Genomic DNA, 20,970 nt, shown 5'->3' with positions numbered 1-20,970 from the left:
GCGGCCGGTCAATTTCCTGCTCGCGCGGCGATCAATGCAGGCCGGCGATGTAATCCGCCACCGCCTTGATCTCGCCGTTCGACAGCCGCGACGCGATCTGATGCATCGGCTCGCTGTTGTTGCGCGCGCCGGCACCCTGCTGGAACGCGTTCAACTGCGCGACCGTGTAGTCGGCCCACTGCCCGGACAGCCGCGGATACTGCACCGGCAGCCCCTGGCCGGTCGGCCCGTGGCAGGCCGCGCACGCGGGCACCGCTTTCTCCGCGATGCCGCCACGGTAAATCTTCTGCCCGAGCGGCACGGTCGCCGCATCGCGCGCGACGCCCGGCTTCGGCGTCTGCGACGCAAAATACGCGGCCACGTTCTGCATGTCCTGATCCTTCAGCGCGCTCGCGAAGCCGACCATCACCGAATTGACCCGCGCCGGCTTCTTCGCGCCCGGCTGGACCTTGAAGTCATGCAACTGCTTGACCAGATACTCCGGATGCTGGCCAGCCAGCTTCGGGAAATTGCCCGTCGCGCTGTTGCCGTCGGCGCCGTGACACGCCGCGCACACCTGCGTCGCAATCGCCTTGCCACGGTCCAGATCCGGTTTGGCCGCATCCGCCGCATCCGCCTGTGCTACGAAACCTACGAGTCCTGCTGCAAACTGAAGCACCATCAGAGACTTGCACAGTCGATTCATTCGCACACCCTGTTTCGTCTTGTGGGAATTTGAGGTTCTGCAATAAACGACGGCGCTCAGTCTACCGCAGAAGCGCGCCAGACGGGCGCCGGTGCCTTCGGTAAAACCGTCGTATTGTACAATATCGTGCTGAAAGCCCCAGCGCCTATCGGGGCTACCCCGCCTCCACCCCGCGGCTCGCGCCGCCCCGTCGCCCCCCCGGTTCCCATGGCCTTTCTGCTCCACCAAGCCCGCTTCTACACGACCGTCAACCACCTGCGCGACCTGCCGCCGACCGTGCAGCCGGAGATCGCGTTCGCGGGCCGCTCGAATGCCGGCAAGTCCACGGCGATCAACGTGCTGTGCAACCAGAAGCGGCTCGCGTTCGCGTCGAAGACGCCCGGCCGCACGCAGCACATCAACTATTTCTCGGTCGGGCCGGCCGCCGAGCCCGTCGCGAACCTCGTCGACCTGCCCGGCTACGGCTACGCGGAAGTGCCCGGCGCCGCGAAGGCGCACTGGGAAATGCTGCTGTCGTCCTATCTCGCGACCCGCTCGCAGCTCTGCGGCCTGATCCTGATGATGGATTCGCGCCGCCCGCTGACCGACCTCGACCGCCGGATGATCGAGTGGTTCGCGCCGACCGGCAAGCCGATCCACACGCTGCTGACCAAATGCGACAAATTGACGCGGCAGGAAAGCATCAATGCGTTGCGCACGACGCAAAAGGGGCTCGATGCGTATCGCGACTCGGGCGTCAAAGGCGCGCTGACGGTGCAGCTTTTCTCGGCGCTCAAGCGCACGGGGCTCGACGACGCGCACACGCTGATCGAGAGCTGGTTGCGGCCGGCGGCGGCGGACGAAGATGGCGGTGCTGTAGCACAATAGCCGGACGACGCGTTTCGGCGCGTGTCCTGGACGGGGGTCGTCGATTCGGCCGGCTCATAAAAAAACCCGCCGTTAAACGGCGGGTCAAACAGCCTAATCGAATAACGACAGGCACCCGCTCAGGGAGGAGAAGCGGGGAGCGACGCATAATGCGCGGCGCTCGATCGCTATCATATACCAACGTTTCAGAAAATTACCGAGGGTTGCGCAAGCGCCCTTGCTGCCCTGATTTCGCCCAACGCCATGAGCTTCCATCCGCTTCATCGTCCGCGCCGGATGCGCCGCGACGACTTCTCCCGCCGCCTGATGCGCGAAAACCGCCTGACTACCGACGACCTGATCTACCCGGTGTTCGTCGTCGAAGGCACGAACGAGCGACAGCCGGTGCCGTCGATGCCCGGCGTCGAGCGCGTGTCGGTCGACTTGCTGATGCACGTCGCCGAGCAGTGCGTCGAGCTCGGCGTGCCGGTGCTGTCGCTGTTTCCGGCCATCGAGCCGGCGCTGAAAACGCCCGACGGCCGCGAGGCGACCAATCCGAAAGGCCTGATCCCGCGCGCGGTGCGCGAGCTGAAGAAGCGCTTCCCCGAGCTCGGCGTGCTGACCGACGTCGCGCTCGATCCGTACACGAGCCACGGCCAGGACGGCGTACTCGACGAACATGGCTACGTGATCAACGACGATACGATCGAGATCCTGGTCGATCAGGCGCGCGCGCAGGCCGAAGCCGGCGTCGACATCGTCGCGCCGTCGGACATGATGGACGGCCGGATCGGCGCGATCCGCGAGATGCTCGAGAGCGACGGCCATATCCACACGAAGATCATGGCCTATTCGGCGAAGTACGCGTCGGCGTTCTACGGCCCGTTCCGCGACGCGGTCGGCTCCGCGTCGAACCTCGGCAAGGGCAACAAGATGACGTACCAGATGGATCCGGCCAACAGCGACGAGGCGCTGCGCGAAGTGCGCCTCGACATCGAGGAAGGCGCGGACATGGTGATGGTCAAGCCCGGGATGCCGTACCTCGACATCGTGCGCCGCGTGAAGGACGAGTTCCGCTTCCCGACCTACGTGTACCAGGTGAGCGGCGAGTACGCGATGCTGAAGGCCGCCGCGCAGAACGGCTGGCTCGATCACGACAAGGTCGTGCTCGAATCGCTGCTCGCGTTCAAGCGCGCGGGCGCCGACGGCGTGCTGACCTACTTCGCGCTCGACGCGGCGCGGCTGCTGCGCGGCGCCTGAACACGCGCGGCGCTTACACCGGCCGCGCGCCGCTTATACCGACGGCACGGCCGCGTGATCGAGGCTGCGCAGGAAAGTCTCGGCGGCCTGATAGCCGACCACGCGCGCGATTTCCTTGCCGTCGTGGTCGAAGAAGATGATCCCGGGCGGGCCGAACAGGTTGAAACGCTTCAGCAGCGCCTGGTCGTCCGCGTTGTTCGCGGTAACGTCCGCGCGCACCAGATGGAGCTGTGCAAGCCGCGCCTCGACGCGCGGGTCGCTGAACGTCAGGTGCTCCATTTCCTTGCAGCTCACGCACCAGTCCGCGTAGAAATCGAGCATCACCGGCTGCGCGGACGTCTTCAGCAGCGTGTCGAGCTGCGCATTCGAGCCGACCGACGCGAACGCCGGCCCTTCCTGCGCGGCGGATGCCGCGCCGGCGGTCGTGCGTCCGGCGAGCACCGCGAGCGGCTTCACCGGATCGGTCGACCCGGCCGCGAGGCCGACGAGCAGCGCGGCCGCCCAGATCGCGAGCGCGGCGCCGAGTCCACGCCCGAGGCGCCGCCAGATCAACGCGCGCGCCGCTTCCCCGTGGGACGGCGCGCCCGCGTGCGGCGTGAACAGGCCGAGCGCCGCGGCGGCGGCGAGCAACCACAGCGCCGCGAGCATCATCCGGAACGCGCCGCCGAGCGCCGGCCATACGATCCACAGCGCGGCCGCGAGCAGCACGATCCCGAAGAACACTTTCACGCCGTCCATCCACGCACCCGCGCGCGGCAGCAGCGCGCCCGCGCCGACGCCGACGATCAACAGCGGCACGCCGAGGCCGAGGCCCATCGCGAACAGCGCCGCACCACCGAGCAGCGCGTTGCCGGTATGCGCGATGAACGCGAGAACAGCGAACAGCGGCGCGGTCATGCACGCGCCGACGACGAGCGCCGACAGCGCGCCCATCGCCGCGACGGCCGCGAAGTGGCCGCCCTGCCGGCCGGCCGACGCGTGCGCGGCGCCGCTCTGCCAGCGCTGCGGCAGCGCGATGTCGACGCCCGAGATCAGCGACGCCGCGAACGCGGCCAGCAGCACGCCGAACGCACCGAGCACCCACGGATTCTGGAGCCACGCGCCGAGGCTCTGGCCGACGAGCGCGGCCGCGATGCCGAGCGCGGTATAGACGAGCGCCATCCCGATCACGTAGGTCAGCGACAGCGCGAAGCCGCGCGCATGCGTCGCGCGCGTACCCTGGCCGATGATGATCGCCGACACGATCGGAATCATCGGATACGAGCACGGCAGCAGGCTCAATACCATCCCGGCGACGAAATACAGCGCGACGACCGTGAAGAAGCCCCGCCCTTCGAGCAGCGACTGCGCGTAATCGGCGCTCGTCACGCGATCGAGCCAGCTGCCGCCGGCGACGTCCGCCCCACCGGCGATGGCAGCCGTGGCACCGGTGGCGCCGGACGGCGCCGCCGCGTTCAGCGCATCGCCGTCTACCTTCACGACGTGCTGCGCGGGCGGATAGCAGATCCCCTCGTCCGCGCAGCCCTGCGACGTGACCGCGAGCTCGAACGGCCCCGCCGCCTGCTTGACCGGCACGTGGATCGTCAGGTCGCCGCGATAGGTTTCGACGTTCTTGCCGAAGGTCTGATCGAACTTCACGTGGCCGCCGGGCATCTGCGGCTCGCCGAGCGTCGCCTGCCCGCTCTTGACCGCGAACGCGAATCGCTCGCGATACAGGTAATAGCCGTCGGCGATCTTGAAATGGACGTCGACCTGCCCGGGCGACTCGCTCGAGCTGAACTTGAACGCGACCGCCGGATCGAGGAAATCGTCGGCGGCCCGGGCCGGCCGAACGCCGCCCGACAATGCGATGCCCAGCGCGCACGCGAGCGTCAGCAGGAACATGAACAGCGCACGCGCGCGCACGCCGGAAGCGATACCGTTAAACATGAAATAGACGTTGAGTTTCGCGGGTCACCCACTCGCCGTACCCGGCCGACGCGGTCGTCTGCCACGAGACGATCTCCGGCGTCTGGTACGGATGGCGTGCTTGAATAAATCGTTCCAGTTCAAGCGCGCGCACCGGGCTCGTCTTGAACAGCAACTGAATCTCGTCGGCGGTCTCGACCTTGCCCTGCCAGTGATAGCGCGACCGGATCGCACCGAGTTCGGACACGCACGCGGCGAGCCGCGCGGCCAGCGCGCCGTCGGCGAGCGCCCGCGCGGCGGCCGCATCCGGCACGGTCGTCAGCATCAGCACCACCACCATACGCCCCTCCGAATCGTTCGACCGCGTGTGTGCGGTATCGTAGCGCAGCCGGCGCGCCGCTGCCGTGCCGCGCTGCGGCAATTCGCCACACGCCGGCCCGCCAAAACAAAAAGGGCCAAGCAATCGCTTAGCCCTTTCTGCACGGTGCCGAGACGCTTATTCAGCTTCTTGGACGTTTTCCGCTTCGACCGGTTCCGGACGATCGAGCAGCTCGACCAGCGCCATCGGCGCGTTGTCGCCGACGCGGAAGCCGAACTTCAGGATGCGCAGGTAGCCGCCCGGACGGTTCGCGAAACGCGGACCGAGCACGTCGAACAGCTTCGCGACCGAATCGCGATCGCGCAGGCGGTTGAACGCCAGGCGACGGTTCGCGAGCGACGGCGACTTGCCGAGCGTGATCAGCGGCTCGACGACTTTACGGAGTTCCTTCGCCTTCGGCAGCGTCGTCTTGATGACTTCGTGCTCGATCAGCGAGTTGGACATGTTACGGAGCATAGCCAAACGGTGGCTGCTCGTGCGGTTCAGTTTCCGCAGACCATGACGATGGCGCATTTCAGTTTCCTTGATTCGAAGTTTTGATCCAGCTCTTCTATCGCATCCAGCGGATGCACGGGCCGGTCATGAAAATGGCAAGAGGCGGATTCTAAAGGAAAATCCGCCTCTTTGCCAGGGACGGTAACGACGGGCTTACTTGTCGAGACCGGCCGGCGGCCAGTTCTCGAGCTTCATGCCCAGCGTGAGACCGCGCGAAGCGAGCACTTCCTTGATCTCGTTCAGCGACTTGCGGCCGAGGTTCGGCGTCTTCAGCAGCTCGTTTTCGGTGCGCTGGATCAGATCGCCGATGTAATAGATGTTCTCGGCCTTCAGGCAGTTCGCCGAACGGACGGTCAGCTCGAGGTCGTCGACCGGACGCAGCAGGATCGGATCGATCTGCGGTGCGCGCGACGGCGCTTCCGCGGCCGTTTCCGTGCCTTCCAGCGCCGCGAACACCGACAGCTGATCGACGAGGATGCGCGCCGACTGGCGGATCGCTTCTTCCGGCGTGATCACGCCACTCGTTTCGATGTTCATCACGAGCTTGTCGAGGTCGGTACGCTGCTCGACACGCGCGCTTTCAACTGCGTAGCTGACGCGGCGAACCGGCGAGAACGACGCGTCGAGCACGATGCGGCCGATGATCTTCGCGGTGTCTTCGCCATAACGGCGGACGTTGCCCGGCACATAGCCGCGGCCCTTCTCGACCTTGATCTGCACGTCGAGCTTGCCGCCCTTCGACAGGTGCGCGACCACGTGATCCGGGTTGATGACTTCGCAGTCGTGCGCGAGCTCGATATCACCGGCCGTCACGACGCCTTCGCCTTCCTTGCGCAGCGTCACCGTCACTTCGTCGCGGTTGTGCAGCTTGAACACCACGCCCTTCAGGTTCAGCAGCAGGTTGACGACGTCCTCTTGCACACCATCGAGCGTCGAATACTCATGCACGACGCCCGCGATCGTCACTTCGGTCGGCGCATAGCCGAGCATCGACGACAGCAGAACGCGACGAAGCGCGTTGCCCAAGGTGTGGCCGTAGCCGCGTTCAAACGGCTCCATCACCACTTTCGCGTGGTTCTCGCCCAGCGATTCCACGGCGATGATCTTGGGTTTCAGCAAACTGGTTTGCATAGGTTTTCCTTTTCAATACCCTCGGCTCGTTACACCGATAAGGCTGACCGGTAACAACCAGAAAATAAACAGCCGAGGCTCCACCTTGCGGAACGCAATCGGAGTACCTCGGCCGTCAATTGGCTTAGCGCGAATACAATTCGACGATCAGGCTTTCGTTGATGTCGCCGGCGATGTCGGCGCGCTCCGGCATTTGCTTGAACGTGCCTTCGAACTTCTTCGCGTCGACTGCAACCCAGCTCGGCATGCCGCCTTGCTCGGCCAGCGACAGCGATTCGACGATACGCGCCTGCTTCTTCGACTTTTCGCGGATCGCGACCACGTCGCCAGCCTTCACTTGCTGCGACGGAACGTTCGCGACGACGCCGTTCACCGTGATCGCCTTGTGGCTCACGAGCTGGCGCGCTTCGGCGCGGGTCGAGCCGAAGCCCATGCGATAGACGACGTTGTCGAGGCGCGACTCGAGCAGTTGCAGCAGGTTTTCACCCGTGTTGCCCTTGCGGCGGTCGGCGTCGGCGAAGTAGCGGCGGAACTGACGTTCGAGGACGCCGTAGATGCGCTTGACCTTCTGCTTCTCGCGCAGCTGCGTGCCGTAGTCGGACGTACGGGCGCCCGACGTGCGGCCGTGCTGGCCCGGCTTGCTGTCGAGCTTGCACTTGTCGGCGAGCGAGCGGCGTGCGCTCTTCAGGAACAGGTCGGTGCCTTCACGGCGGGACAGCTTGGCCTTGGGGCCGATATAACGTGCCACGTTGAATTCCTTTATCAATCAGTCACGCGGACGAGAATCCGCGCTAGTTCGCGCCCTTTGGGGCGAACGGTGGGCTTAGTCAATAAAAAAAGCATAGCCCGTCGACGCTACGCGGCGACAGGCAATACGCCGACCACATCGTTAGATGCGGCGACGCTTCGGCGGACGGCAGCCGTTGTGCGGAATCGGGGTGACGTCCGAAATCGCGGTGATCTTGATGCCGAGGCCATGCAGTGCGCGCACTGCCGACTCGCGACCCGGACCCGGGCCCTTGATCCGCACTTCCAGATTCTTCACGCCGTATTCCATCGCGACGCGACCGGCCGACTCGGCAGCGACCTGAGCAGCGAACGGCGTCGACTTCCGCGAGCCCTTGAAGCCCTGGCCGCCCGACGTCGCCCACGCCAGCGCGTTGCCTTGGCGATCGGTGATCGTGATGATCGTGTTGTTGAACGACGCGTGAACGTGGACCACACCTTCAGCGACGTTCTTCTTGACCTTTTTGCGTACGCGTTGCGCCGCGGTGTTCGAAGCCTTAGCCATTACGTTTTCCTGTAACTGTCAGTTCCGCTTACTTCTTCAGCGCTTGCGCTGCACGACGCGGCCCCTTGCGGGTACGTGCGTTCGTACGCGTACGCTGACCGCGCATGGGCAGACCCTTACGGTGACGCACACCACGGTAGCAACCCAGATCCATCAGGCGCTTGATGTTCATCGTCACTTCACGGCGAAGATCGCCCTCGACGACAAACTTGCCCACTTCTTCACGCAGCTTTTCGAGGTCTGCGTCGGTCAGATCCTTGACCTTCTTCGAGAATTCGACGCCGGATGCGACGCAGATGCTGCGTGCGCGCGTGCGGCCGACACCGAAAATCGCCGTCAGGCCGATCTCGGTATGCTGGTGATTCGGGATGTTAACCCCTGCGATACGAGCCATTGTTTTTCCTCAAACAAAAAGCGCAAAGAAACGCGCAATCAGCCTTGACGCTGCTTGTGACGCGGATCCGAACTGCAGATCACGCGAACGACGCCTTTGCGCTTGATGATCTTGCAATTGCGGCAAATGCGCTTAACCGAAGCCATCACTTTCATGATATTACCCTTTTTTCAAATCACTTCGCCCGGAACACGATCCGCGCACGCGACAGATCGTAAGGCGTCAACTCAACCGTCACCTTGTCGCCGGGAAGGATACGGATGTAGTGCATCCGCATCTTTCCGGAGATATGCCCCAACACGACATGGCCGTTTTCCAGCTTCACGCGGAAGGTCGCATTCGGAAGGTTTTCGATCACCTCGCCCTGCATCTGGATTACATCGTCTTTGGCCATAGGTCCTTTCAACGCATTGGGACGTTGCTGCCCTTGAAGTTGGCCTTCTTGAGCAGCGACTCATACTGTTGCGACATAACGTACGACTGCACCTGCGCCATGAAGTCCATCGTGACGACGACAATGATCAGCAGCGACGTTCCACCAAAATAAAACGGCACGTTCCAGCGCAGCACCAGGAATTCCGGCAGCAGACACACGAAGACGATGTAGATCGCACCGGCCAGCGTCAGACGCGTGAGGATGCGGTCGATATATCGCGCGGTCTGCTCGCCCGGACGAATGCCCGGCACGAACGCACCGCTCTTCTTCAGGTTGTCCGCGGTTTCCCTGCTGTTGAACACCAGTGCGGTGTAGAAGAAGCAGAAAAATACGATCGCCAGCGTGTACAGCAGCACGTACACCGGCTGGCCCGGCTTCAGCGCTTCCGCCACGTTGTGCAGCGTGTCGGAGAACCAGCTCTTGCTCGAACCCGAGCTGAACCAGCCCAGGATCGTCGCCGGGAACAGGATGATCGACGATGCGAAGATCGGCGGAATCACGCCCGACATGTTCAGCTTCAGCGGCAGGTGGGACGACTGCCCGCCGTAAATCTTGTTGCCGACCTGGCGCTTCGCGTAGTTCACGAGGATCTTGCGCTGACCGCGCTCGATGAACACGACCACGTAAGTCACCGCACCGATCAGGAACACGACGATGATCGCCGAGATGATGCTCATCGAACCCGTGCGCACCAGCTCGAACAAACCACCGACCGCATTCGGGAACCCTGCCGCGATCCCGCCGAAGATGATCAGCGAAATGCCGTTGCCGAGGCCCCGTTCGGTGATCTGCTCGCCGAGCCACATCAGGAACATCGTGCCCGTCACCAGCGTGACGACCGTCGTCAGGCGGAACAGCATGCCCGGATCGATCACGAGCCCCGGCTGGTTCTCGAGCGCGGCCGAAATGCCGAATGCCTGGAACGTCGCGAGCACCACGGTGAAATACCGCGTGTACTGCGTGATCTTCCGTTGCCCCGCCTGGCCTTCCTTCTTCAGCGCCTCGAGCTGCGGCGAGACGATCGCCAGCAACTGCATGATGATCGACGCCGAGATGTACGGCATGATCCCCAGCGCGAAGATCGTGAAGCGGGAAAGCGCGCCACCCGAGAACATGTTGAACATGCCCAGGATGCCGCCCGCCTGGCTCTGGAACAGCTTCGCCAGTTGATCCGGATCGATGCCCGGCACCGGAATATGCGCGCCGATGCGGTAGACGATCAGCGCCAGCAGCAGGAACACTGCACGCTTGCGCAGATCGCCGAACTTCGCCGTGCTTCGACCGGGTTTTGCAAGACTCGGGCTGTTAGCCACGTACCTTCTCCGATGCAAATGCCAGTGACGATGCGTGACTCACGTCACTCGGCAAACGAACCGCCTGCCGCTTCGATCGCCGCACGCGCACCCTTGGTGGCGCCGAGACCCTTCACGACGATCTTGCGCTTGATCTCGCCGGTGGCGATGATCTTCGCGCTCTTCGTCAGCTCGCCGACCAGGCCGGCTTGCTTCAGGGCGAGCAGATCGACTTCGTCGACCGGCAGCTTCTCGAGGTCGGAGAGGCGCACTTCACCGACGAATTCCTTCGTCAGCGACGTGAAGCCGCGCTTCGGCAGACGACGCTGCAGCGGCATCTGACCGCCTTCGAAGCCGACCTTGTGGAAGCCGCCCGAACGCGATTTCTGACCCTTGTGACCACGGCCAGCCGTCTTGCCGAGGCCCGAACCGATGCCGCGGCCGACGCGACGCTTCGCGTGCTTCGCACCTTCTGCCGGCTTCAGGTTATTCAATTCCATATCAACTCCTTGATCCGTAGTCGGCCGCTTAGCCGATGACCTTAACAAGGTACGAAACCTTGTTGATCATCCCGCGCACCGCCGGCGTGTCCTGCAGCTCGCTGACCGAGTTGAGTCGGCGCAGGCCCAGGCCACGCACCGTCGCGCGGTGCGTTTCACGGGTGCCGATCAGGCTCTTGACGAGCTGAACCTTGACAGTTTTTTCAGACATGGTGTCCACCCTTAGCCCAAGATTTCTTCGACGGACTTGCCGCGCTTCGCCGCGATGTCGCCGGGGGTCGACTGCTTGCGCAGGCCGTCCAGCGTCGCACGGACGAGGTTGTACGGGTTCGTCGAACCGTGGCTCTTCGCCACCACGTTCTGCACGCCCATCACGTCGAACACGGCGCGCATCGGGCCGCCAGCGATCACGCCGGTACCGTCCTTCGCCGGAGCGAGGAGGACCTTCGATGCGCCGTGCTGGCCGTGCACTTCGTGCTGCAGCGTGCCGCTCTTCAGCGGCACCTTGAACATGTTGCGGCGGGCTTGCTCCATCGCCTTCTGGACGGCGACCGGCACTTCCTTCGCCTTGCCCTTGCCCATCCCGATACGGCCATCACCGTCGCCGACCACGGTCAGTGCGGCGAAGCCGAGAATCCGGCCACCCTTCACGACCTTGGTCACGCGGTTGACCGAAATCATCTTTTCGCGAAGGCCGTCGTCGCGTTCGTCAGCCTGAACTTTCGCTTGCATCTTTGCCATGACGAATTCCTTCCCTTAGAACTTGAGCCCGGCTTCACGCGCGGCCTCGGCCAGCGCCTTCACGCGGCCGTGGTAGCGGAAGCCCGAGCGGTCGAAGGCGACGGATTCGATGCCGGCGGCCTTTGCTTTCTCGGCGATACGTTTGCCGATCAGCGTCGCGGCGGCGACGTTGCCACCCTTGCCCGACTTGTCGGCGAGTTCGGCGCGCACTTCCGCTTCGAGCGTCGACGCGCTGGCGAGCACCTTGGTGCCGCACGGCGAGAACACTTGAGCGTAGATGTGCGTGTTCGTGCGATGCACGGCCAGACGCGCGACCTGCAGCTCAGCGATCTTGATACGCGTCTGTTTAGCGCGGCGCAGGCGAGATTGAGTCTTATCCATGATTGCGCACCCTTACTTCTTCTTCGTTTCTTTGAGGATCACAACCTCGTCGGAATAGCGCACGCCCTTGCCCTTGTACGGCTCGGGCGGACGGTAGCCGCGGACTTCCGCTGCCACTTGGCCGACTTGTTGCTTGTTGATCCCCTTGATCACGATTTCGGTTTGCGTCGGGGTTTCAGCCTTCACGCCTTCCGGCATCTGGTGCACCACCGGGTGCGAGAAACCCAGCGACAGGTTCAGCTTGTCGCCTTGCGCTTGTGCACGGTAGCCAACGCCAACCAGCGTCAGCTTGCGCTCGAAACCCTTGGTCACGCCTTGCACGGCATTCGCGATGATCGCGCGCATCGTGCCCGACAGTGCATTCGCTTCGCGGCTTTCGTCGACCGGCGACAGATTCAGCGTGCCGTCGTTGTTCGCCACGTTCACGAGCGGATTGACCGCTTGCGTGATGGTGCCGAGCGGGCCCTTGACGGTGATTGCACCGTCGGCCAGCTTGACTTCCGCGCCTTGCAGCGCGATCGGGCTCTTACCTACTCGAGACATGTTTCTCTCTCCTTTCGGTTAAGCGACGTAGCAGATGACTTCGCCGCCGACGCCCGTAGCGCGCGCCTTGCGGTCGGTCATCACGCCCTTCGGCGTCGACACGATTGCCACACCGAGGCCATTCATGACCTGCGGAATCTCGTTGCGGCCGCGGTACACGCGCAGACCCGGCTTCGACACGCGCTCGAGGCGTTCGATGACCGGACGGCCAGCGTAGTACTTCAGCGCAATGTTCAGCTCGGACTTCGCGCCTTCGCTCTTCACCGCGAAATCGTCGATATAGCCTTCGTCTTTCAGGACTTGTGCGATCGCAACCTTGACCTTCGACGACGGCATTGCCACCGATACCTTCTCGACCATCTGCGCGTTGCGGATGCGAGTCAGCATATCGGCGATAGGATCACTCATGCTCATTTACGTTTCTCCTATTACCAGCTCGCCTTGGTCAGGCCAGGAATCTCGCCACGGAATGCGATTTCACGAATCTTGTTACGCGCGAGGCCGAATTTACGGAACGTGCCACGCGGGCGGCCCGTGATCGCGCAGCGATTGCGCTGACGCGTCGGGTTTGCGTTGCGGGGCAGTTGTTGCAGCTCAAGGCGTGCTTCGTAGCGCTCTTCTTCCGACTTGCTTTGGTCTTCGATGGTCGCCTTCAGCGCTTCGCGCTTCGCTGCGAACTTCGCGACCAGACGGGCGCGCTTCTTTTCACGTTCGATCAGTGCCAGTTTAGCCACGGTAACCTCAGTTTCTGAACGGGAACTTGAAGCTGGCGAGCAGTGCCTTCGCTTCGTCGTCGGTCTTCGCGGTGGTCGTGATGCTGATGTTCAGCCCACGCAGCGCGTCGATCTTGTCGTAATCGATTTCGGGGAAAATGATCTGCTCTTTCACACCGATGTTGTAGTTGCCGCGGCCATCGAATGCACGGCCCGACACGCCGCGGAAATCGCGAACGCGCGGCAGCGCAACGGTCACCAGACGATCGAGGAATTCGTACATCGCCTGGCCACGCAGCGTCACCATCGCGCCGATCGGGTAGCCCTGGCGGATCTTGAAACCTGCGATTGCCTTGCGAGCCTTCGTCACGACCGGCTTCTGGCCTGCGATCTTCGTCAGGTCGCCAACGGCGTTGTCGATGATCTTCTTGTCAGCGACCGCTTCGCCAAGACCCATGTTCAGCGTGATCTTGGTGATGCGCGGCACTTCCATGACCGACTTGTACCCAAACTTCTCGATGAGGCCGGGCACAACCTTTTCTTTGTAAAACTCTTGAAAACGAGCCATTTTTATACTCCGCTGCGTCAGGCGCTCAGCACGGCACCGGTCGTCTTCAGGAAGCGAACCTTCTTGCCTTCCTCGACCTTGATGCCAACCCGCGAAGCCTTGCCGTTCGCGTCGACCAGTGCGACGTTCGAAATATGCAGCGGCATCGTCTTCGCTTCCACGCCGCCCGTCGTACCCTTCATCGGGTTCGGCTTCACATGCTTCTTGACGAGGTTGATACCCTCGATCGTCACATGCTCCGCGCCGACGGCCAGCACCACACCGCGCTTGCCCTTGTCCTTACCGGCGATGACGAGGACTTCGTCACCCTTGCGAATCTTGTTCATCGCGACTCCTTACAGCACTTCCGGCGCCAGCGACACGATCTTCATGAATCGTTCGCTACGCAGCTCACGCGTGACCGGCCCGAAAATACGGGTGCCGATCGGCTCGAGCTTGTTGTTCAAAAGCACAGCGGCGTTGCCGTCGAACTTGATCAGCGAGCCGTCCTGACGGCGAACGCCCTTGGCGGTGCGAACCACCACGGCGTTGTAGATTTCGCCTTTCTTCACGCGCCCACGCGGCGTTGCTTCCTTGACGCTCACCTTGATGATGTCGCCAATGCTGGCATAACGACGCTTCGAGCCGCCGAGCACCTTGATGCACATGACTTCACGCGCACCCGTGTTGTCGGCTACTTCAAGCCGAGATTCGGTCTGGATCATGGTTTGTCTTTCCCAACTTAATCCGGATGCACCACCATGATGCACACGGTCAGTCTTGGTCCCGTCAGCCAATCGGCTGCTTGGGTCTGAACAGCAGCGACGGCAAACGAAACCCGCCATCGCAATTCGGTGATTCTTTCGGCCAGGCTGGCGCCTGCCCGCTTCCCCCACCATCACTTCGCCCGCGACGGGGCTCCCACAAAGAGGGAAGACCGAGATTATACAAGATAATCTCGGTCACGCAAGCAAAAACTTTGCGTTTTCAAGCACTTCAACTAGAAGTGCCTGTTACTGCCTGTTCCCGCTCAGATCACGCGGGCTGCCTCGACAAGACGCGACACCGCCCAGGCCTTCGTCTTCGAAACAGGACGGGTTTCCTGGATTTCGACGAGATCGCCTTCGTTGTAGGTGTTCGCTTCGTCATGCGCGTGGTACTTCTTCGAACGCACGACGTACTTGCCGTAGATCGGGTGCTTCACGCGGTGCTCGACCAGCACGGTGACGGTCTTGTCCATCTTGTTGCTGACGACCCGACCGACGAGCGTCCGCTTCAGCGAGGTTTTTACGCTATCGTTCATTTCTGGTTCGCCTTCTGAGTCAGGACGGTCCGCACGCGTGCGATGTCGCGACGAACCTTCTTCAGCTGGCTCGTGTTCGTGAGCTGCTGGGTCGCGAGTTGCATGCGCAGGCCGAATTGCGCCTTCAACAGGTCCGACAGCTCCTTGTTGAGCGCGGCCTGGTCTTTCTGGAGAAGTTCGGAAGCCTTCATGTTTTCTCCTTAGGCGCCGAGCTGACGCACGATGAACGCCGTCTTCAGCGGCAGCTTCGCTGCAGCCAGACGGAACGCTTCACGCGCCAGTTCTTCGGATACGCCGTCCATTTCATACAGCATCTTGCCCGGTTGGATCTCGGCGACGTAGTACTCCGGGTTACCCTTACCGTTACCCATACGCACTTCAGCCGGCTTTTGCGAAATCGGCTTGTCCGGGAAAATGCGGATCCAGATGCGGCCACCACGCTTGATGTGACGCGTCATTGCACGACGCGCCGCCTCAATCTGACGCGCGGTCAGACGGCCGCGACCGAGCGCCTTCAGGCCGAAGTCACCGAACGACACTGCGTTGCCGCGCGTCGCGATACCGGTGTTACGACCCTTCTGCTCTTTGCGATACTTCCTGCGTTTCGGTTGCAGCATCGTTATTCTCCAGTCTTGCCGTCTTCCGGCTTGCCGGTGCCACGGCGCGGACCGCCACGGCGAGCACCCGGAGCACCGCCTTCGCCGTCACGGCGCGGACGACGGTCGCCCGGACGCGCGTTGCGACGCGGACGCTTGTCTTCGGTCACTTCTTCCACGACCGGCGCATCGTTGCGGCCGAGCGTGTCGCCCTTGTACACCCACACCTTGACGCCGATCACGCCGTACGTCGTCTTCGCTTCCGAAGTCGCGTAGTCGATGTCCGCACGCAGCGTGTGAAGGGGCACGCGGCCTTCGCGGTACCACTCGGTACGCGCGATTTCGATGCCGTTCAGACGGCCGGCGCTCATGATCTTGATGCCCTGGGCACCCAGACGCATCGCGTTCTGCATCGCACGCTTCATCGCGCGGCGGAACATGATCCGGCGCTCGAGCTGTTGCGTGATCGAATCGGCGATCAGTTGCGCATCGGTTTCCGGCTTGCGGATCTCTTCGATGTTGACGTGAACCGGCACGCCCATGCGGCGTTGCAGTTCCGTCTTCAGCAGTTCGATATCCTCGCCCTTCTTGCCGATGACGACACCCGGACGCGAGCTGAAAATCGTGATGCGCGCGTTCTTCGCCGGACGCTCGATGATGACGCGGCCAACCGAAGCGTTCTTCAGCTTCTTCTTCAGATACTCACGGACGCCGATGTCTTCCTTCAGCATCGCCGCGAAATTGTTGTTGTTCGCGTACCAACGCGAAGCCCAATTGCGGCTGACAGCCAGGCGGAAGCCAGTCGGATGAATTTTCTGTCCCATCGTATGGCTCCTTAATTCCCGACCGTCACGGTGATGTGACAGGATTGCTTCTCAATGCGGTTACCGCGGCCCTTGGCGCGCGCGGTGAAACGCTTGAGCGATGCCGCCTTGTCGACGTAGATGCTCTTGATCTTGAGCTCGTCGATATCGGCGCCTTCGTTGTGCTCCGCATTCGCGATCGCCGACAGCACGACCTTCTTCACGATGCCAGCCGCCTTCTTCGGCGAGAACGTCAGAACGTTCAGCGCCTTGTCGACCGGCAAACCGCGGATCTGGTCAGCCACAAGGCGCGTCTTCTGCGCCGAGATGCGGGCACCGCGATGAATTGCTTTCACTTCCATCTTGATAGCCCCTTATTTCTTGGCCTTCTTGTCGGCCGCGTGACCCTTGAACGTACGGGTCAGTGCGAACTCGCCAAGCTTGTGGCCGACCATGTTTTCCGAGATGTACACCGGAACGTGTTGACGGCCGTTGTGAACGGCGATCGTCAGACCGATGAAATCCGGGAGGATCGTCGAACGACGCGACCAGGTCTTGATCGGTTTTTTGTCGCGCGAAGCTGCAGCCGCCTCAACTTTCTTCAGCAAATGGGCGTCGCAGAACGGACCTTTTTTAACAGAACGTGCCATTGCCTACTCCTTAACGCTTGTGACGGCGCTGGACGATCATCGTCGTCGTGCGCTTGTTGCGACGCGTGCGGAAGCCCTTCGTCGGCGTGCCCCACGGGCTCACCGGGTCGCGACCCGCTGCCGTCTTGCCTTCACCACCACCGTGCGGGTGATCGACCGGGTTCATTGCAACGCCACGCACCGTCGGACGGATACCGCGCCAGCGGTTCGCGCCTGCCTTGCCGATCTGGCGGAGGCTGTGCTCTTCGTTGCCGACTTCACCGATCGTCGCGCGGCACTCGATGTGCACGCGGCGGATTTCACCCGAACGCAGACGAACCTGTGCGTACAGGCCTTCGCGTGCGAGCAGCATCGCCGACGTACCAGCCGAACGCGCCATTTGCGCGCCCTTGCCCGGCAGCATTTCGATGCAGTGGATCGTCGTACCGACCGGGATGTTGCGGATCGGCAGCGTGTTACCTGCACGGATCGGCGCTTCCGAGCCCGACATCAGCTGCTGGCCCACCGTCACGCCCTTCGGCGCGATGATGTAGCGGCGCTCGCCGTCTGCGTACAGCACCAGCGCGATGTTCGCGCTGCGGTTCGGGTCGTACTCGAGACGCTCGACCTTCGCCGGGATGCCGTCCTTCGTGCGACGGAAATCGATCACGCGGTAGTGCTGCTTGTGACCGCCGCCCTGGTGGCGCGTCGTGATGCGACCATTGTTATTGCGACCGGCCTTCGAGCTCTGCGAGTCGAGCAGTGCCGCATGCGGCTTGCCCTTGTGCAGTTCCTTGTTGACGATCTTGACCATCGCGCGGCGACCCGGCGACGTCGGTTTGACTTTGACGATTGCCATGGTTAGTTGGCCTCCGCTTCAAAGTTGATTTCCTGGCCGGGCTTCAGGCACACGTATGCCTTCTTCACGTCCTTGCGACGGCCCATCGAACGGCCGAAACGCTTCTGCTTGCCCTTCTGGACGAGCACGTTGACGGATTCAACTTCAACCTTGAACAGCAGCTCGACTGCCGCCTTCACTTCCTGCTTCGTGGCATCCGGTGCGACTTCGAACACGACTTGCTCGTTCTTGTCGGCAACCAGCGTCGCCTTTTCCGAGATCACCGGTGCGAGCAGGACCTGCATCAAACGATGATCGTTTTTGCGAATCTCGCTCATGACAGCAACTCCTCGATCTGGGCGACCGCAGCCTTCGTGACCAGCACTTTCTTGAAGTAGATCAGCGACAGCGGGTCAGCGTAGCGCGGCTCGACAACTGCCACGTGCGGCAGGTTGCGCGACGCGAGGTACAGGTTTTCGTCGACCGTGTCGGTAATGATGAGCACGGAATCGAGACCCATGGCCTTGAACTTTTCGGCCAGCAGCTTGGTCTTCGGCGCTTCGAGGATGATGTCCTCGACGACCGACAGACGGCCTTCGCGGGCCAGCTGCGAGAAGATCGAGCAGAGGCCTGCGCGATGCATCTTCTTGTTGACCTTGTGCGAGAAGTTTTCTTCCGGCGAGTTCGGGAAAATCCGACCACCGCCACGCCACAACGGGCTCGACGACATACCGGCACGAGCGCGGCCCGTACCCTTCTGGCGCCACGGCTTCTTCGTCGTGTGCTTGACTTGCTCGCGGTCCTTCTGGGCGCGGTTGCCCTGGCGAGCGTTCGCCTGGTAAGCAACGACGACCTGGTGGATCAGCGCTTCGTTGTAGTCACGGCCGAACACGACGTCCGACGCGTTGACGACAGCACCTTCCTGACCATTTGCATTCAGGAGCTTGAGTTCCATTATTTCGCCCCCTTGGTCTTCACGGCCGGCGTCACGAAAACCTTGCCGCCCTTCGCGCCCGGCACTGCACCCTTGACGAGCAGCAGATTGCGCTCGGCGTCGATGCGAGCGATTTCGAGATTCTGAACCGTCACCGTCACGTCACCCATGTGACCGGTCATGCGCTTGCCCGGGAACACGCGACCCGGATCCTGCGCCATACCGATCGAACCCGGCACGTTGTGCGAGCGCGAGTTACCGTGCGATGCACGGCCGGATGCGAAGTTGTAACGCTTGATCGTGCCGGCGTAGCCCTTACCGATCGACACGCCTTGCACGTCGACCTTCTGGCCCACTTCGAACAGATCGGAACCGACGACGGCGCCGTTCGACAGCTCGGCCGCCTTCGATGCGTCGATGCGGAATTCCTTGAGGATTTCACCGGCTTGAACGCCGGCTTTGGCGAGATGACCTGCCAGCGGCTTCGTCACGCGCGAGGCGCGGCGGGAGCCGAATGCAACCTGAACGGCCGTATAGCCGTCGGTTTCAACAGTCTTGATCTGCGTCACGCGGTTGTCCGACACGTCCAGCACGGTCACGGGGATCGAGTCCCCTTCGGCCGTGAAAATACGGGTCATGCCAACCTTGCGACCTACGAGTCCAAGGCTCATCGTTTTCTCCATTCCCGACTGCGATTGGTCGGGGCTAATTTACAAAACGCCGGGCTCGCAACGGGTTGCGGGCACTCGGCCTTTTCCGCAAATACGCGAAAAGCCCAACATTATAGCTTGACTTTTCGTTTTTCGCAAGCAATCAAAGACTTAGCGCCAACCGGTGCACTGGGCGGCGCTGGAAGCCTTACTGCAGCTTGATTTCCACGTCGACGCCAGCCGGCAGATCGAGCTTCATCAGCGCGTCGACCGTCTTGTCGGTCGGATCGACGATGTCCATCAGGCGCTGGTGGGTGCGAATTTCGAGCTGATCGCGCGACGTCTTGTTGACGTGCGGCGAACGCAGGATGTCGAAACGCTGGATGCGGGTCGGCAGCGGCACCGGGCCACGGACGATCGCACCAGTCCGCTTTGCCGTGTCGACGATTTCGGCTGCCGATTGATCGATCAGACGGTAGTCGAAAGCCTTCAGGCGGATGCGGATTTTCTGTTGCTGCATGTCGATTCCTTGAAAAGAGCACGGCGATGTTGCATCGCCAGGTCATATAAAGAACGTGAGACCGAGTGCCTGCGGGGAGCGAGGCGCTTGGTCTCGGGCGGTACTTCTGCTGCTAAACAGTGGATTCTACACGAAATTTTGGGGTGGTGGTACGGTTTACCGTGGTCCGTTAGACCCGAACGATGGCGCTGCCCGTCATGGCCGCCCGTTGGCGCATTTGACAACAGCTTCATCTGTTGGCATATTCGCCAACATGAAAGCTCGATTGATCCATCGCGACCGGATGGCGTTCGATGACGGCGCAATCCTGGAAATGATCATTTGGGAGGTGCCGACACCGGTCGCGGGAAGTTCGCATCGCTATAAGTAGCGACTGTTTTATGGCTACGCCGGCAACCGTGTCGTCGGATACGACAACGAGCGGCCAAAGGGCGACCATCGGCACATCGACGGCGCGGAAGAACCATATCGATTCACGACCCCGGAGGACTTGATCCGGGACTTTATTGCGGCAGTCACGCGCAGGAGAGCGTCATGAAAACCGCCACCATTCGCATTCGACGCGACACGGCGACCGCGCTTGCAGAAATGGGCGAGCGCTTTGTCAAGGCGTGGCACGAAGGTCAGTCCGACACGCACACGTTCGAGTTTGCATCGCCCAAAGCATTGTTCTCGGTACTGACACCGAAGCGCTGGGAATTGATCGAACGTCTGCAGGCCCTTGGCGAAGTCAGCTTGCGCGCACTTGCGCGCAGCCTCGAGCGTGACGTGAAACGCGTTCACGAGGACGCCGCCGTGTTGCTCGACTGGGGGCTGATCGAGCGCACACCAAACGGCAAGCTCCACGTTCCCTACGACAAGATCCATACCGAGTTCGATCTGCTCGCAGCAGCCTGAGACCCCGGCGGGGATCGGAAAACACAAAACCGGGCGCCAGCCAACAGCTGGACGCCCGGTTCCGGACGGTACTACCAGGAAAAACGCGGACCCTGACCGGATCCGCGAATCACCGCTGTTACTCGATGATCTTGGCGACGACGCCGGCGCCGACGGTACGGCCACCTTCGCGGATCGCGAAGCGCAGACCTTCTTCCATCGCGATCGGCGCAATCAGCTTCACCGTGATCGACACGTTGTCGCCCGGCATCACCATTT

37 protein-coding genes are annotated in these 20,970 nt (G+C 62.3%); 4 read left to right on the top strand and 33 right to left on the bottom strand.

Annotation, left to right across the window (positions count from 1 at the left end):
- Nucleotides 1-31 precede the first annotated feature (31 nt).
- A complete protein-coding gene (locus HZI36_RS12965) occupies nucleotides 32-685 on the bottom strand; it encodes a c-type cytochrome (RefSeq protein ID WP_179403177.1) in 654 nt (217 codons plus the stop codon).
- A 207-nt stretch (nucleotides 686-892) separates the two neighbouring features.
- On the opposite strand from HZI36_RS12965, the gene yihA reads away from it, so the two are divergent.
- A complete protein-coding gene (gene yihA / locus HZI36_RS12960) occupies nucleotides 893-1,552 on the top strand; it encodes a ribosome biogenesis GTP-binding protein YihA/YsxC (RefSeq protein WP_179403046.1) in 660 nt (219 codons plus the stop codon).
- 243 nt (nucleotides 1,553-1,795) lie between these two features.
- Entirely contained in the window at nucleotides 1,796-2,791 is a 996-nt protein-coding gene (gene hemB, locus HZI36_RS12955) for a porphobilinogen synthase (protein WP_179403045.1), read from the top strand.
- A 33-nt stretch (nucleotides 2,792-2,824) separates the two neighbouring features.
- On the opposite strand, the gene dsbD is transcribed toward hemB, so the two are convergent.
- The 31 genes from dsbD to rpsJ form a co-directional block, all read right to left on the bottom strand.
- Entirely contained in the window at nucleotides 2,825-4,720 is a 1,896-nt protein-coding gene (gene dsbD, locus HZI36_RS12950; RefSeq protein ID WP_179403044.1) for a protein-disulfide reductase DsbD, read from the bottom strand.
- Complete coding sequence (gene cutA, locus HZI36_RS12945; RefSeq protein WP_179403043.1) at nucleotides 4,713-5,039, bottom strand: divalent-cation tolerance protein CutA; 327 nt, start codon at nucleotides 5,037-5,039, stop codon at nucleotides 4,713-4,715. The genes dsbD and cutA overlap by 8 nt, the downstream gene beginning before the upstream one ends.
- A gap of 156 nt (nucleotides 5,040-5,195) precedes the next feature.
- A complete protein-coding gene (gene rplQ / locus HZI36_RS12940) occupies nucleotides 5,196-5,591 on the bottom strand; it encodes a 50S ribosomal protein L17 (RefSeq protein ID WP_179403042.1) in 396 nt (131 codons plus the stop codon).
- Between the two features lie 135 nt (nucleotides 5,592-5,726).
- On the bottom strand, nucleotides 5,727-6,704 hold the full coding sequence (locus HZI36_RS12935) for a DNA-directed RNA polymerase subunit alpha (RefSeq protein WP_179403041.1): 978 nt from the start codon (nucleotides 6,702-6,704) through the stop codon (nucleotides 5,727-5,729).
- A gap of 124 nt (nucleotides 6,705-6,828) precedes the next feature.
- On the bottom strand, nucleotides 6,829-7,452 hold the full coding sequence (gene rpsD / locus HZI36_RS12930) for a 30S ribosomal protein S4 (protein ID WP_179403040.1): 624 nt from the start codon (nucleotides 7,450-7,452) through the stop codon (nucleotides 6,829-6,831).
- 141 nt (nucleotides 7,453-7,593) lie between these two features.
- On the bottom strand, nucleotides 7,594-7,995 hold the full coding sequence (gene rpsK / locus HZI36_RS12925) for a 30S ribosomal protein S11 (RefSeq protein WP_004197937.1): 402 nt from the start codon (nucleotides 7,993-7,995) through the stop codon (nucleotides 7,594-7,596).
- 28 nt (nucleotides 7,996-8,023) lie between these two features.
- The gene (rpsM, locus tag HZI36_RS12920; RefSeq protein ID WP_038714973.1) at nucleotides 8,024-8,389 is read right to left on the bottom strand and encodes a 30S ribosomal protein S13; all 366 of its coding nucleotides are present in this window, start codon (nucleotides 8,387-8,389) and stop codon (nucleotides 8,024-8,026) included.
- A 38-nt stretch (nucleotides 8,390-8,427) separates the two neighbouring features.
- Nucleotides 8,428-8,544 carry a 50S ribosomal protein L36 gene (rpmJ, locus tag HZI36_RS12915; RefSeq protein WP_004199844.1) on the bottom strand — a complete coding sequence of 39 codons (117 nt, stop codon included), beginning with the start codon at nucleotides 8,542-8,544 and terminating at the stop codon, nucleotides 8,428-8,430.
- A 20-nt stretch (nucleotides 8,545-8,564) separates the two neighbouring features.
- Nucleotides 8,565-8,783 carry a translation initiation factor IF-1 gene (gene infA / locus HZI36_RS12910; protein WP_004521905.1) on the bottom strand — a complete coding sequence of 73 codons (219 nt, stop codon included), beginning with the start codon at nucleotides 8,781-8,783 and terminating at the stop codon, nucleotides 8,565-8,567.
- Between the two features lie 8 nt (nucleotides 8,784-8,791).
- Nucleotides 8,792-10,138 carry a preprotein translocase subunit SecY gene (secY, locus tag HZI36_RS12905; protein WP_179403039.1) on the bottom strand — a complete coding sequence of 449 codons (1,347 nt, stop codon included), beginning with the start codon at nucleotides 10,136-10,138 and terminating at the stop codon, nucleotides 8,792-8,794.
- A 44-nt stretch (nucleotides 10,139-10,182) separates the two neighbouring features.
- The gene (gene rplO, locus HZI36_RS12900) at nucleotides 10,183-10,617 is read right to left on the bottom strand and encodes a 50S ribosomal protein L15 (RefSeq protein ID WP_179403038.1); all 435 of its coding nucleotides are present in this window, start codon (nucleotides 10,615-10,617) and stop codon (nucleotides 10,183-10,185) included.
- A gap of 28 nt (nucleotides 10,618-10,645) precedes the next feature.
- Nucleotides 10,646-10,828 carry a 50S ribosomal protein L30 gene (gene rpmD / locus HZI36_RS12895; RefSeq protein WP_010106952.1) on the bottom strand — a complete coding sequence of 61 codons (183 nt, stop codon included), beginning with the start codon at nucleotides 10,826-10,828 and terminating at the stop codon, nucleotides 10,646-10,648.
- A gap of 11 nt (nucleotides 10,829-10,839) precedes the next feature.
- Nucleotides 10,840-11,358, bottom strand: coding sequence for a 30S ribosomal protein S5 (gene rpsE / locus HZI36_RS12890; protein WP_179403037.1), 519 nt, complete (start codon nucleotides 11,356-11,358; stop codon nucleotides 10,840-10,842).
- A 15-nt stretch (nucleotides 11,359-11,373) separates the two neighbouring features.
- On the bottom strand, nucleotides 11,374-11,739 hold the full coding sequence (gene rplR / locus HZI36_RS12885; protein ID WP_179403036.1) for a 50S ribosomal protein L18: 366 nt from the start codon (nucleotides 11,737-11,739) through the stop codon (nucleotides 11,374-11,376).
- Nucleotides 11,740-11,751: 12 nt separating this feature from the next.
- Nucleotides 11,752-12,282, bottom strand: coding sequence for a 50S ribosomal protein L6 (gene rplF / locus HZI36_RS12880; RefSeq protein WP_179403035.1), 531 nt, complete (start codon nucleotides 12,280-12,282; stop codon nucleotides 11,752-11,754).
- A gap of 18 nt (nucleotides 12,283-12,300) precedes the next feature.
- Complete coding sequence (rpsH, locus tag HZI36_RS12875; RefSeq protein WP_179403034.1) at nucleotides 12,301-12,696, bottom strand: 30S ribosomal protein S8; 396 nt, start codon at nucleotides 12,694-12,696, stop codon at nucleotides 12,301-12,303.
- A 14-nt stretch (nucleotides 12,697-12,710) separates the two neighbouring features.
- A complete protein-coding gene (gene rpsN, locus HZI36_RS12870; RefSeq protein WP_179403033.1) occupies nucleotides 12,711-13,016 on the bottom strand; it encodes a 30S ribosomal protein S14 in 306 nt (101 codons plus the stop codon).
- 7 nt (nucleotides 13,017-13,023) lie between these two features.
- Nucleotides 13,024-13,563: a 50S ribosomal protein L5 gene (gene rplE / locus HZI36_RS12865; protein WP_179403032.1), complete on the bottom strand. Its 540-nt coding sequence runs from the start codon at nucleotides 13,561-13,563 to the stop codon at nucleotides 13,024-13,026.
- Nucleotides 13,564-13,580: 17 nt separating this feature from the next.
- Nucleotides 13,581-13,889: a 50S ribosomal protein L24 gene (gene rplX / locus HZI36_RS12860; RefSeq protein ID WP_179403031.1), complete on the bottom strand. Its 309-nt coding sequence runs from the start codon at nucleotides 13,887-13,889 to the stop codon at nucleotides 13,581-13,583.
- 9 nt (nucleotides 13,890-13,898) lie between these two features.
- On the bottom strand, nucleotides 13,899-14,267 hold the full coding sequence (gene rplN / locus HZI36_RS12855; RefSeq protein WP_004197951.1) for a 50S ribosomal protein L14: 369 nt from the start codon (nucleotides 14,265-14,267) through the stop codon (nucleotides 13,899-13,901).
- Between the two features lie 305 nt (nucleotides 14,268-14,572).
- Nucleotides 14,573-14,845, bottom strand: coding sequence for a 30S ribosomal protein S17 (rpsQ, locus tag HZI36_RS12850; protein WP_059558289.1), 273 nt, complete (start codon nucleotides 14,843-14,845; stop codon nucleotides 14,573-14,575).
- Nucleotides 14,842-15,036, bottom strand: a complete 195-nt coding sequence (rpmC, locus tag HZI36_RS12845; RefSeq protein WP_004199856.1) for a 50S ribosomal protein L29 — start codon at nucleotides 15,034-15,036, stop codon at nucleotides 14,842-14,844. The genes rpsQ and rpmC overlap by 4 nt, the downstream gene beginning before the upstream one ends.
- Before the next feature lie 9 nt (nucleotides 15,037-15,045).
- Nucleotides 15,046-15,462, bottom strand: a complete 417-nt coding sequence (gene rplP / locus HZI36_RS12840) for a 50S ribosomal protein L16 (RefSeq protein ID WP_179403030.1) — start codon at nucleotides 15,460-15,462, stop codon at nucleotides 15,046-15,048.
- Between the two features lie 2 nt (nucleotides 15,463-15,464).
- Nucleotides 15,465-16,265: a 30S ribosomal protein S3 gene (rpsC, locus tag HZI36_RS12835; RefSeq protein ID WP_179403029.1), complete on the bottom strand. Its 801-nt coding sequence runs from the start codon at nucleotides 16,263-16,265 to the stop codon at nucleotides 15,465-15,467.
- Nucleotides 16,266-16,276: 11 nt separating this feature from the next.
- Complete coding sequence (gene rplV, locus HZI36_RS12830) at nucleotides 16,277-16,606, bottom strand: 50S ribosomal protein L22 (RefSeq protein WP_004199272.1); 330 nt, start codon at nucleotides 16,604-16,606, stop codon at nucleotides 16,277-16,279.
- Between the two features lie 12 nt (nucleotides 16,607-16,618).
- Nucleotides 16,619-16,894: a 30S ribosomal protein S19 gene (rpsS, locus tag HZI36_RS12825; RefSeq protein ID WP_004199273.1), complete on the bottom strand. Its 276-nt coding sequence runs from the start codon at nucleotides 16,892-16,894 to the stop codon at nucleotides 16,619-16,621.
- A gap of 10 nt (nucleotides 16,895-16,904) precedes the next feature.
- Complete coding sequence (rplB, locus tag HZI36_RS12820) at nucleotides 16,905-17,732, bottom strand: 50S ribosomal protein L2 (protein WP_179403028.1); 828 nt, start codon at nucleotides 17,730-17,732, stop codon at nucleotides 16,905-16,907.
- Between the two features lie 2 nt (nucleotides 17,733-17,734).
- Nucleotides 17,735-18,049, bottom strand: a complete 315-nt coding sequence (gene rplW, locus HZI36_RS12815; protein WP_179403027.1) for a 50S ribosomal protein L23 — start codon at nucleotides 18,047-18,049, stop codon at nucleotides 17,735-17,737.
- Nucleotides 18,046-18,666 (bottom strand): 50S ribosomal protein L4, encoded by a 621-nt coding sequence (gene rplD, locus HZI36_RS12810; RefSeq protein ID WP_179403026.1) that lies wholly within the window; start codon nucleotides 18,664-18,666, stop codon nucleotides 18,046-18,048. The genes rplW and rplD overlap by 4 nt, the downstream gene beginning before the upstream one ends.
- Nucleotides 18,666-19,316: a 50S ribosomal protein L3 gene (rplC, locus tag HZI36_RS12805; RefSeq protein WP_179403025.1), complete on the bottom strand. Its 651-nt coding sequence runs from the start codon at nucleotides 19,314-19,316 to the stop codon at nucleotides 18,666-18,668. Before rplC ends, rplD begins: the two co-directional genes overlap by 1 nt.
- Before the next feature lie 187 nt (nucleotides 19,317-19,503).
- Nucleotides 19,504-19,815, bottom strand: a complete 312-nt coding sequence (gene rpsJ / locus HZI36_RS12800) for a 30S ribosomal protein S10 (RefSeq protein WP_004199280.1) — start codon at nucleotides 19,813-19,815, stop codon at nucleotides 19,504-19,506.
- 373 nt (nucleotides 19,816-20,188) lie between these two features.
- Between rpsJ and HZI36_RS27000 the strand changes: the two genes are divergently transcribed.
- Nucleotides 20,189-20,353 carry a toxin-antitoxin system TumE family protein gene (locus tag HZI36_RS27000; protein WP_246327072.1) on the top strand — a complete coding sequence of 55 codons (165 nt, stop codon included), beginning with the start codon at nucleotides 20,189-20,191 and terminating at the stop codon, nucleotides 20,351-20,353.
- The gene (locus HZI36_RS12795; protein WP_179403024.1) at nucleotides 20,350-20,712 is read left to right on the top strand and encodes an HVO_A0114 family putative DNA-binding protein; all 363 of its coding nucleotides are present in this window, start codon (nucleotides 20,350-20,352) and stop codon (nucleotides 20,710-20,712) included. Before HZI36_RS27000 ends, HZI36_RS12795 begins: the two co-directional genes overlap by 4 nt.
- A gap of 118 nt (nucleotides 20,713-20,830) precedes the next feature.
- Here HZI36_RS12795 and HZI36_RS12790 read toward each other — a convergent pair.
- Nucleotides 20,831-20,970, bottom strand: a 140-nt coding sequence (locus HZI36_RS12790; protein WP_080312955.1) for an EF-Tu C-terminal domain-related protein, incomplete at its 5' end; no start/stop codon positions are given.

This window comes from Burkholderia guangdongensis (assembly GCF_013403875.1).
Classification (GTDB): Bacteria; Pseudomonadota; Gammaproteobacteria; order Burkholderiales; family Burkholderiaceae; genus Burkholderia; species Burkholderia guangdongensis.
This window is presented reverse-complemented; position numbering and strand designations above follow the sequence as displayed.

Coding starts and splice junctions, on each gene's coding strand:
- rplC (WP_179403025.1), bottom strand. CDS start 19,316: ATGAGCCTTGGACTCGTAGGTCGCAAGGTTGGCATGACCCGTATTTTC.
- rpsQ (WP_059558289.1), bottom strand. CDS start 14,845: ATGAACGATAGCGTAAAAACCTCGCTGAAGCGGACGCTCGTCGGTCGG.
- rpsE (WP_179403037.1), bottom strand. CDS start 11,358: ATGGCAAAGATGCAAGCGAAAGTTCAGGCTGACGAACGCGACGACGGC.
- rplD (WP_179403026.1), bottom strand. CDS start 18,666: ATGGAACTCAAGCTCCTGAATGCAAATGGTCAGGAAGGTGCTGTCGTC.
- rplB (WP_179403028.1), bottom strand. CDS start 17,732: ATGGCAATCGTCAAAGTCAAACCGACGTCGCCGGGTCGCCGCGCGATG.
- rpsM (WP_038714973.1), bottom strand. CDS start 8,389: ATGGCTCGTATCGCAGGGGTTAACATCCCGAATCACCAGCATACCGAG.
- rplF (WP_179403035.1), bottom strand. CDS start 12,282: ATGTCTCGAGTAGGTAAGAGCCCGATCGCGCTGCAAGGCGCGGAAGTC.
- rplE (WP_179403032.1), bottom strand. CDS start 13,563: ATGGCTCGTTTTCAAGAGTTTTACAAAGAAAAGGTTGTGCCCGGCCTC.
- rpsS (WP_004199273.1), bottom strand. CDS start 16,894: ATGGCACGTTCTGTTAAAAAAGGTCCGTTCTGCGACGCCCATTTGCTG.
- rplX (WP_179403031.1), bottom strand. CDS start 13,889: ATGAACAAGATTCGCAAGGGTGACGAAGTCCTCGTCATCGCCGGTAAG.
- rpmC (WP_004199856.1), bottom strand. CDS start 15,036: ATGAAGGCTTCCGAACTTCTCCAGAAAGACCAGGCCGCGCTCAACAAG.
- yihA (WP_179403046.1), top strand. CDS start 893: ATGGCCTTTCTGCTCCACCAAGCCCGCTTCTACACGACCGTCAACCAC.
- cutA (WP_179403043.1), bottom strand. CDS start 5,039: ATGGTGGTGGTGCTGATGCTGACGACCGTGCCGGATGCGGCCGCCGCG.
- rplN (WP_004197951.1), bottom strand. CDS start 14,267: ATGATCCAGACCGAATCTCGGCTTGAAGTAGCCGACAACACGGGTGCG.
- hemB (WP_179403045.1), top strand. CDS start 1,796: ATGAGCTTCCATCCGCTTCATCGTCCGCGCCGGATGCGCCGCGACGAC.
- rplO (WP_179403038.1), bottom strand. CDS start 10,617: ATGGAATTGAATAACCTGAAGCCGGCAGAAGGTGCGAAGCACGCGAAG.
- rpsJ (WP_004199280.1), bottom strand. CDS start 19,815: ATGCAGCAACAGAAAATCCGCATCCGCCTGAAGGCTTTCGACTACCGT.
- HZI36_RS12795 (WP_179403024.1), top strand. CDS start 20,350: ATGAAAACCGCCACCATTCGCATTCGACGCGACACGGCGACCGCGCTT.
- rplR (WP_179403036.1), bottom strand. CDS start 11,739: ATGGATAAGACTCAATCTCGCCTGCGCCGCGCTAAACAGACGCGTATC.
- rpmJ (WP_004199844.1), bottom strand. CDS start 8,544: ATGAAAGTGATGGCTTCGGTTAAGCGCATTTGCCGCAATTGCAAGATC.
- HZI36_RS12965 (WP_179403177.1), bottom strand. CDS start 685: ATGAATCGACTGTGCAAGTCTCTGATGGTGCTTCAGTTTGCAGCAGGA.
- rplP (WP_179403030.1), bottom strand. CDS start 15,462: ATGCTGCAACCGAAACGCAGGAAGTATCGCAAAGAGCAGAAGGGTCGT.
- HZI36_RS12935 (WP_179403041.1), bottom strand. CDS start 6,704: ATGCAAACCAGTTTGCTGAAACCCAAGATCATCGCCGTGGAATCGCTG.
- rpsC (WP_179403029.1), bottom strand. CDS start 16,265: ATGGGACAGAAAATTCATCCGACTGGCTTCCGCCTGGCTGTCAGCCGC.
- infA (WP_004521905.1), bottom strand. CDS start 8,783: ATGGCCAAAGACGATGTAATCCAGATGCAGGGCGAGGTGATCGAAAAC.
- dsbD (WP_179403044.1), bottom strand. CDS start 4,720: ATGTTTAACGGTATCGCTTCCGGCGTGCGCGCGCGTGCGCTGTTCATG.
- rpsH (WP_179403034.1), bottom strand. CDS start 12,696: ATGAGCATGAGTGATCCTATCGCCGATATGCTGACTCGCATCCGCAAC.
- rplW (WP_179403027.1), bottom strand. CDS start 18,049: ATGAGCGAGATTCGCAAAAACGATCATCGTTTGATGCAGGTCCTGCTC.
- rpmD (WP_010106952.1), bottom strand. CDS start 10,828: ATGTCTGAAAAAACTGTCAAGGTTCAGCTCGTCAAGAGCCTGATCGGC.
- rplQ (WP_179403042.1), bottom strand. CDS start 5,591: ATGCGCCATCGTCATGGTCTGCGGAAACTGAACCGCACGAGCAGCCAC.
- rpsK (WP_004197937.1), bottom strand. CDS start 7,995: ATGGCTAAGGCTTCGAACACCGCGGCGCAACGCGTACGCAAAAAGGTC.
- rplV (WP_004199272.1), bottom strand. CDS start 16,606: ATGGAAGTGAAAGCAATTCATCGCGGTGCCCGCATCTCGGCGCAGAAG.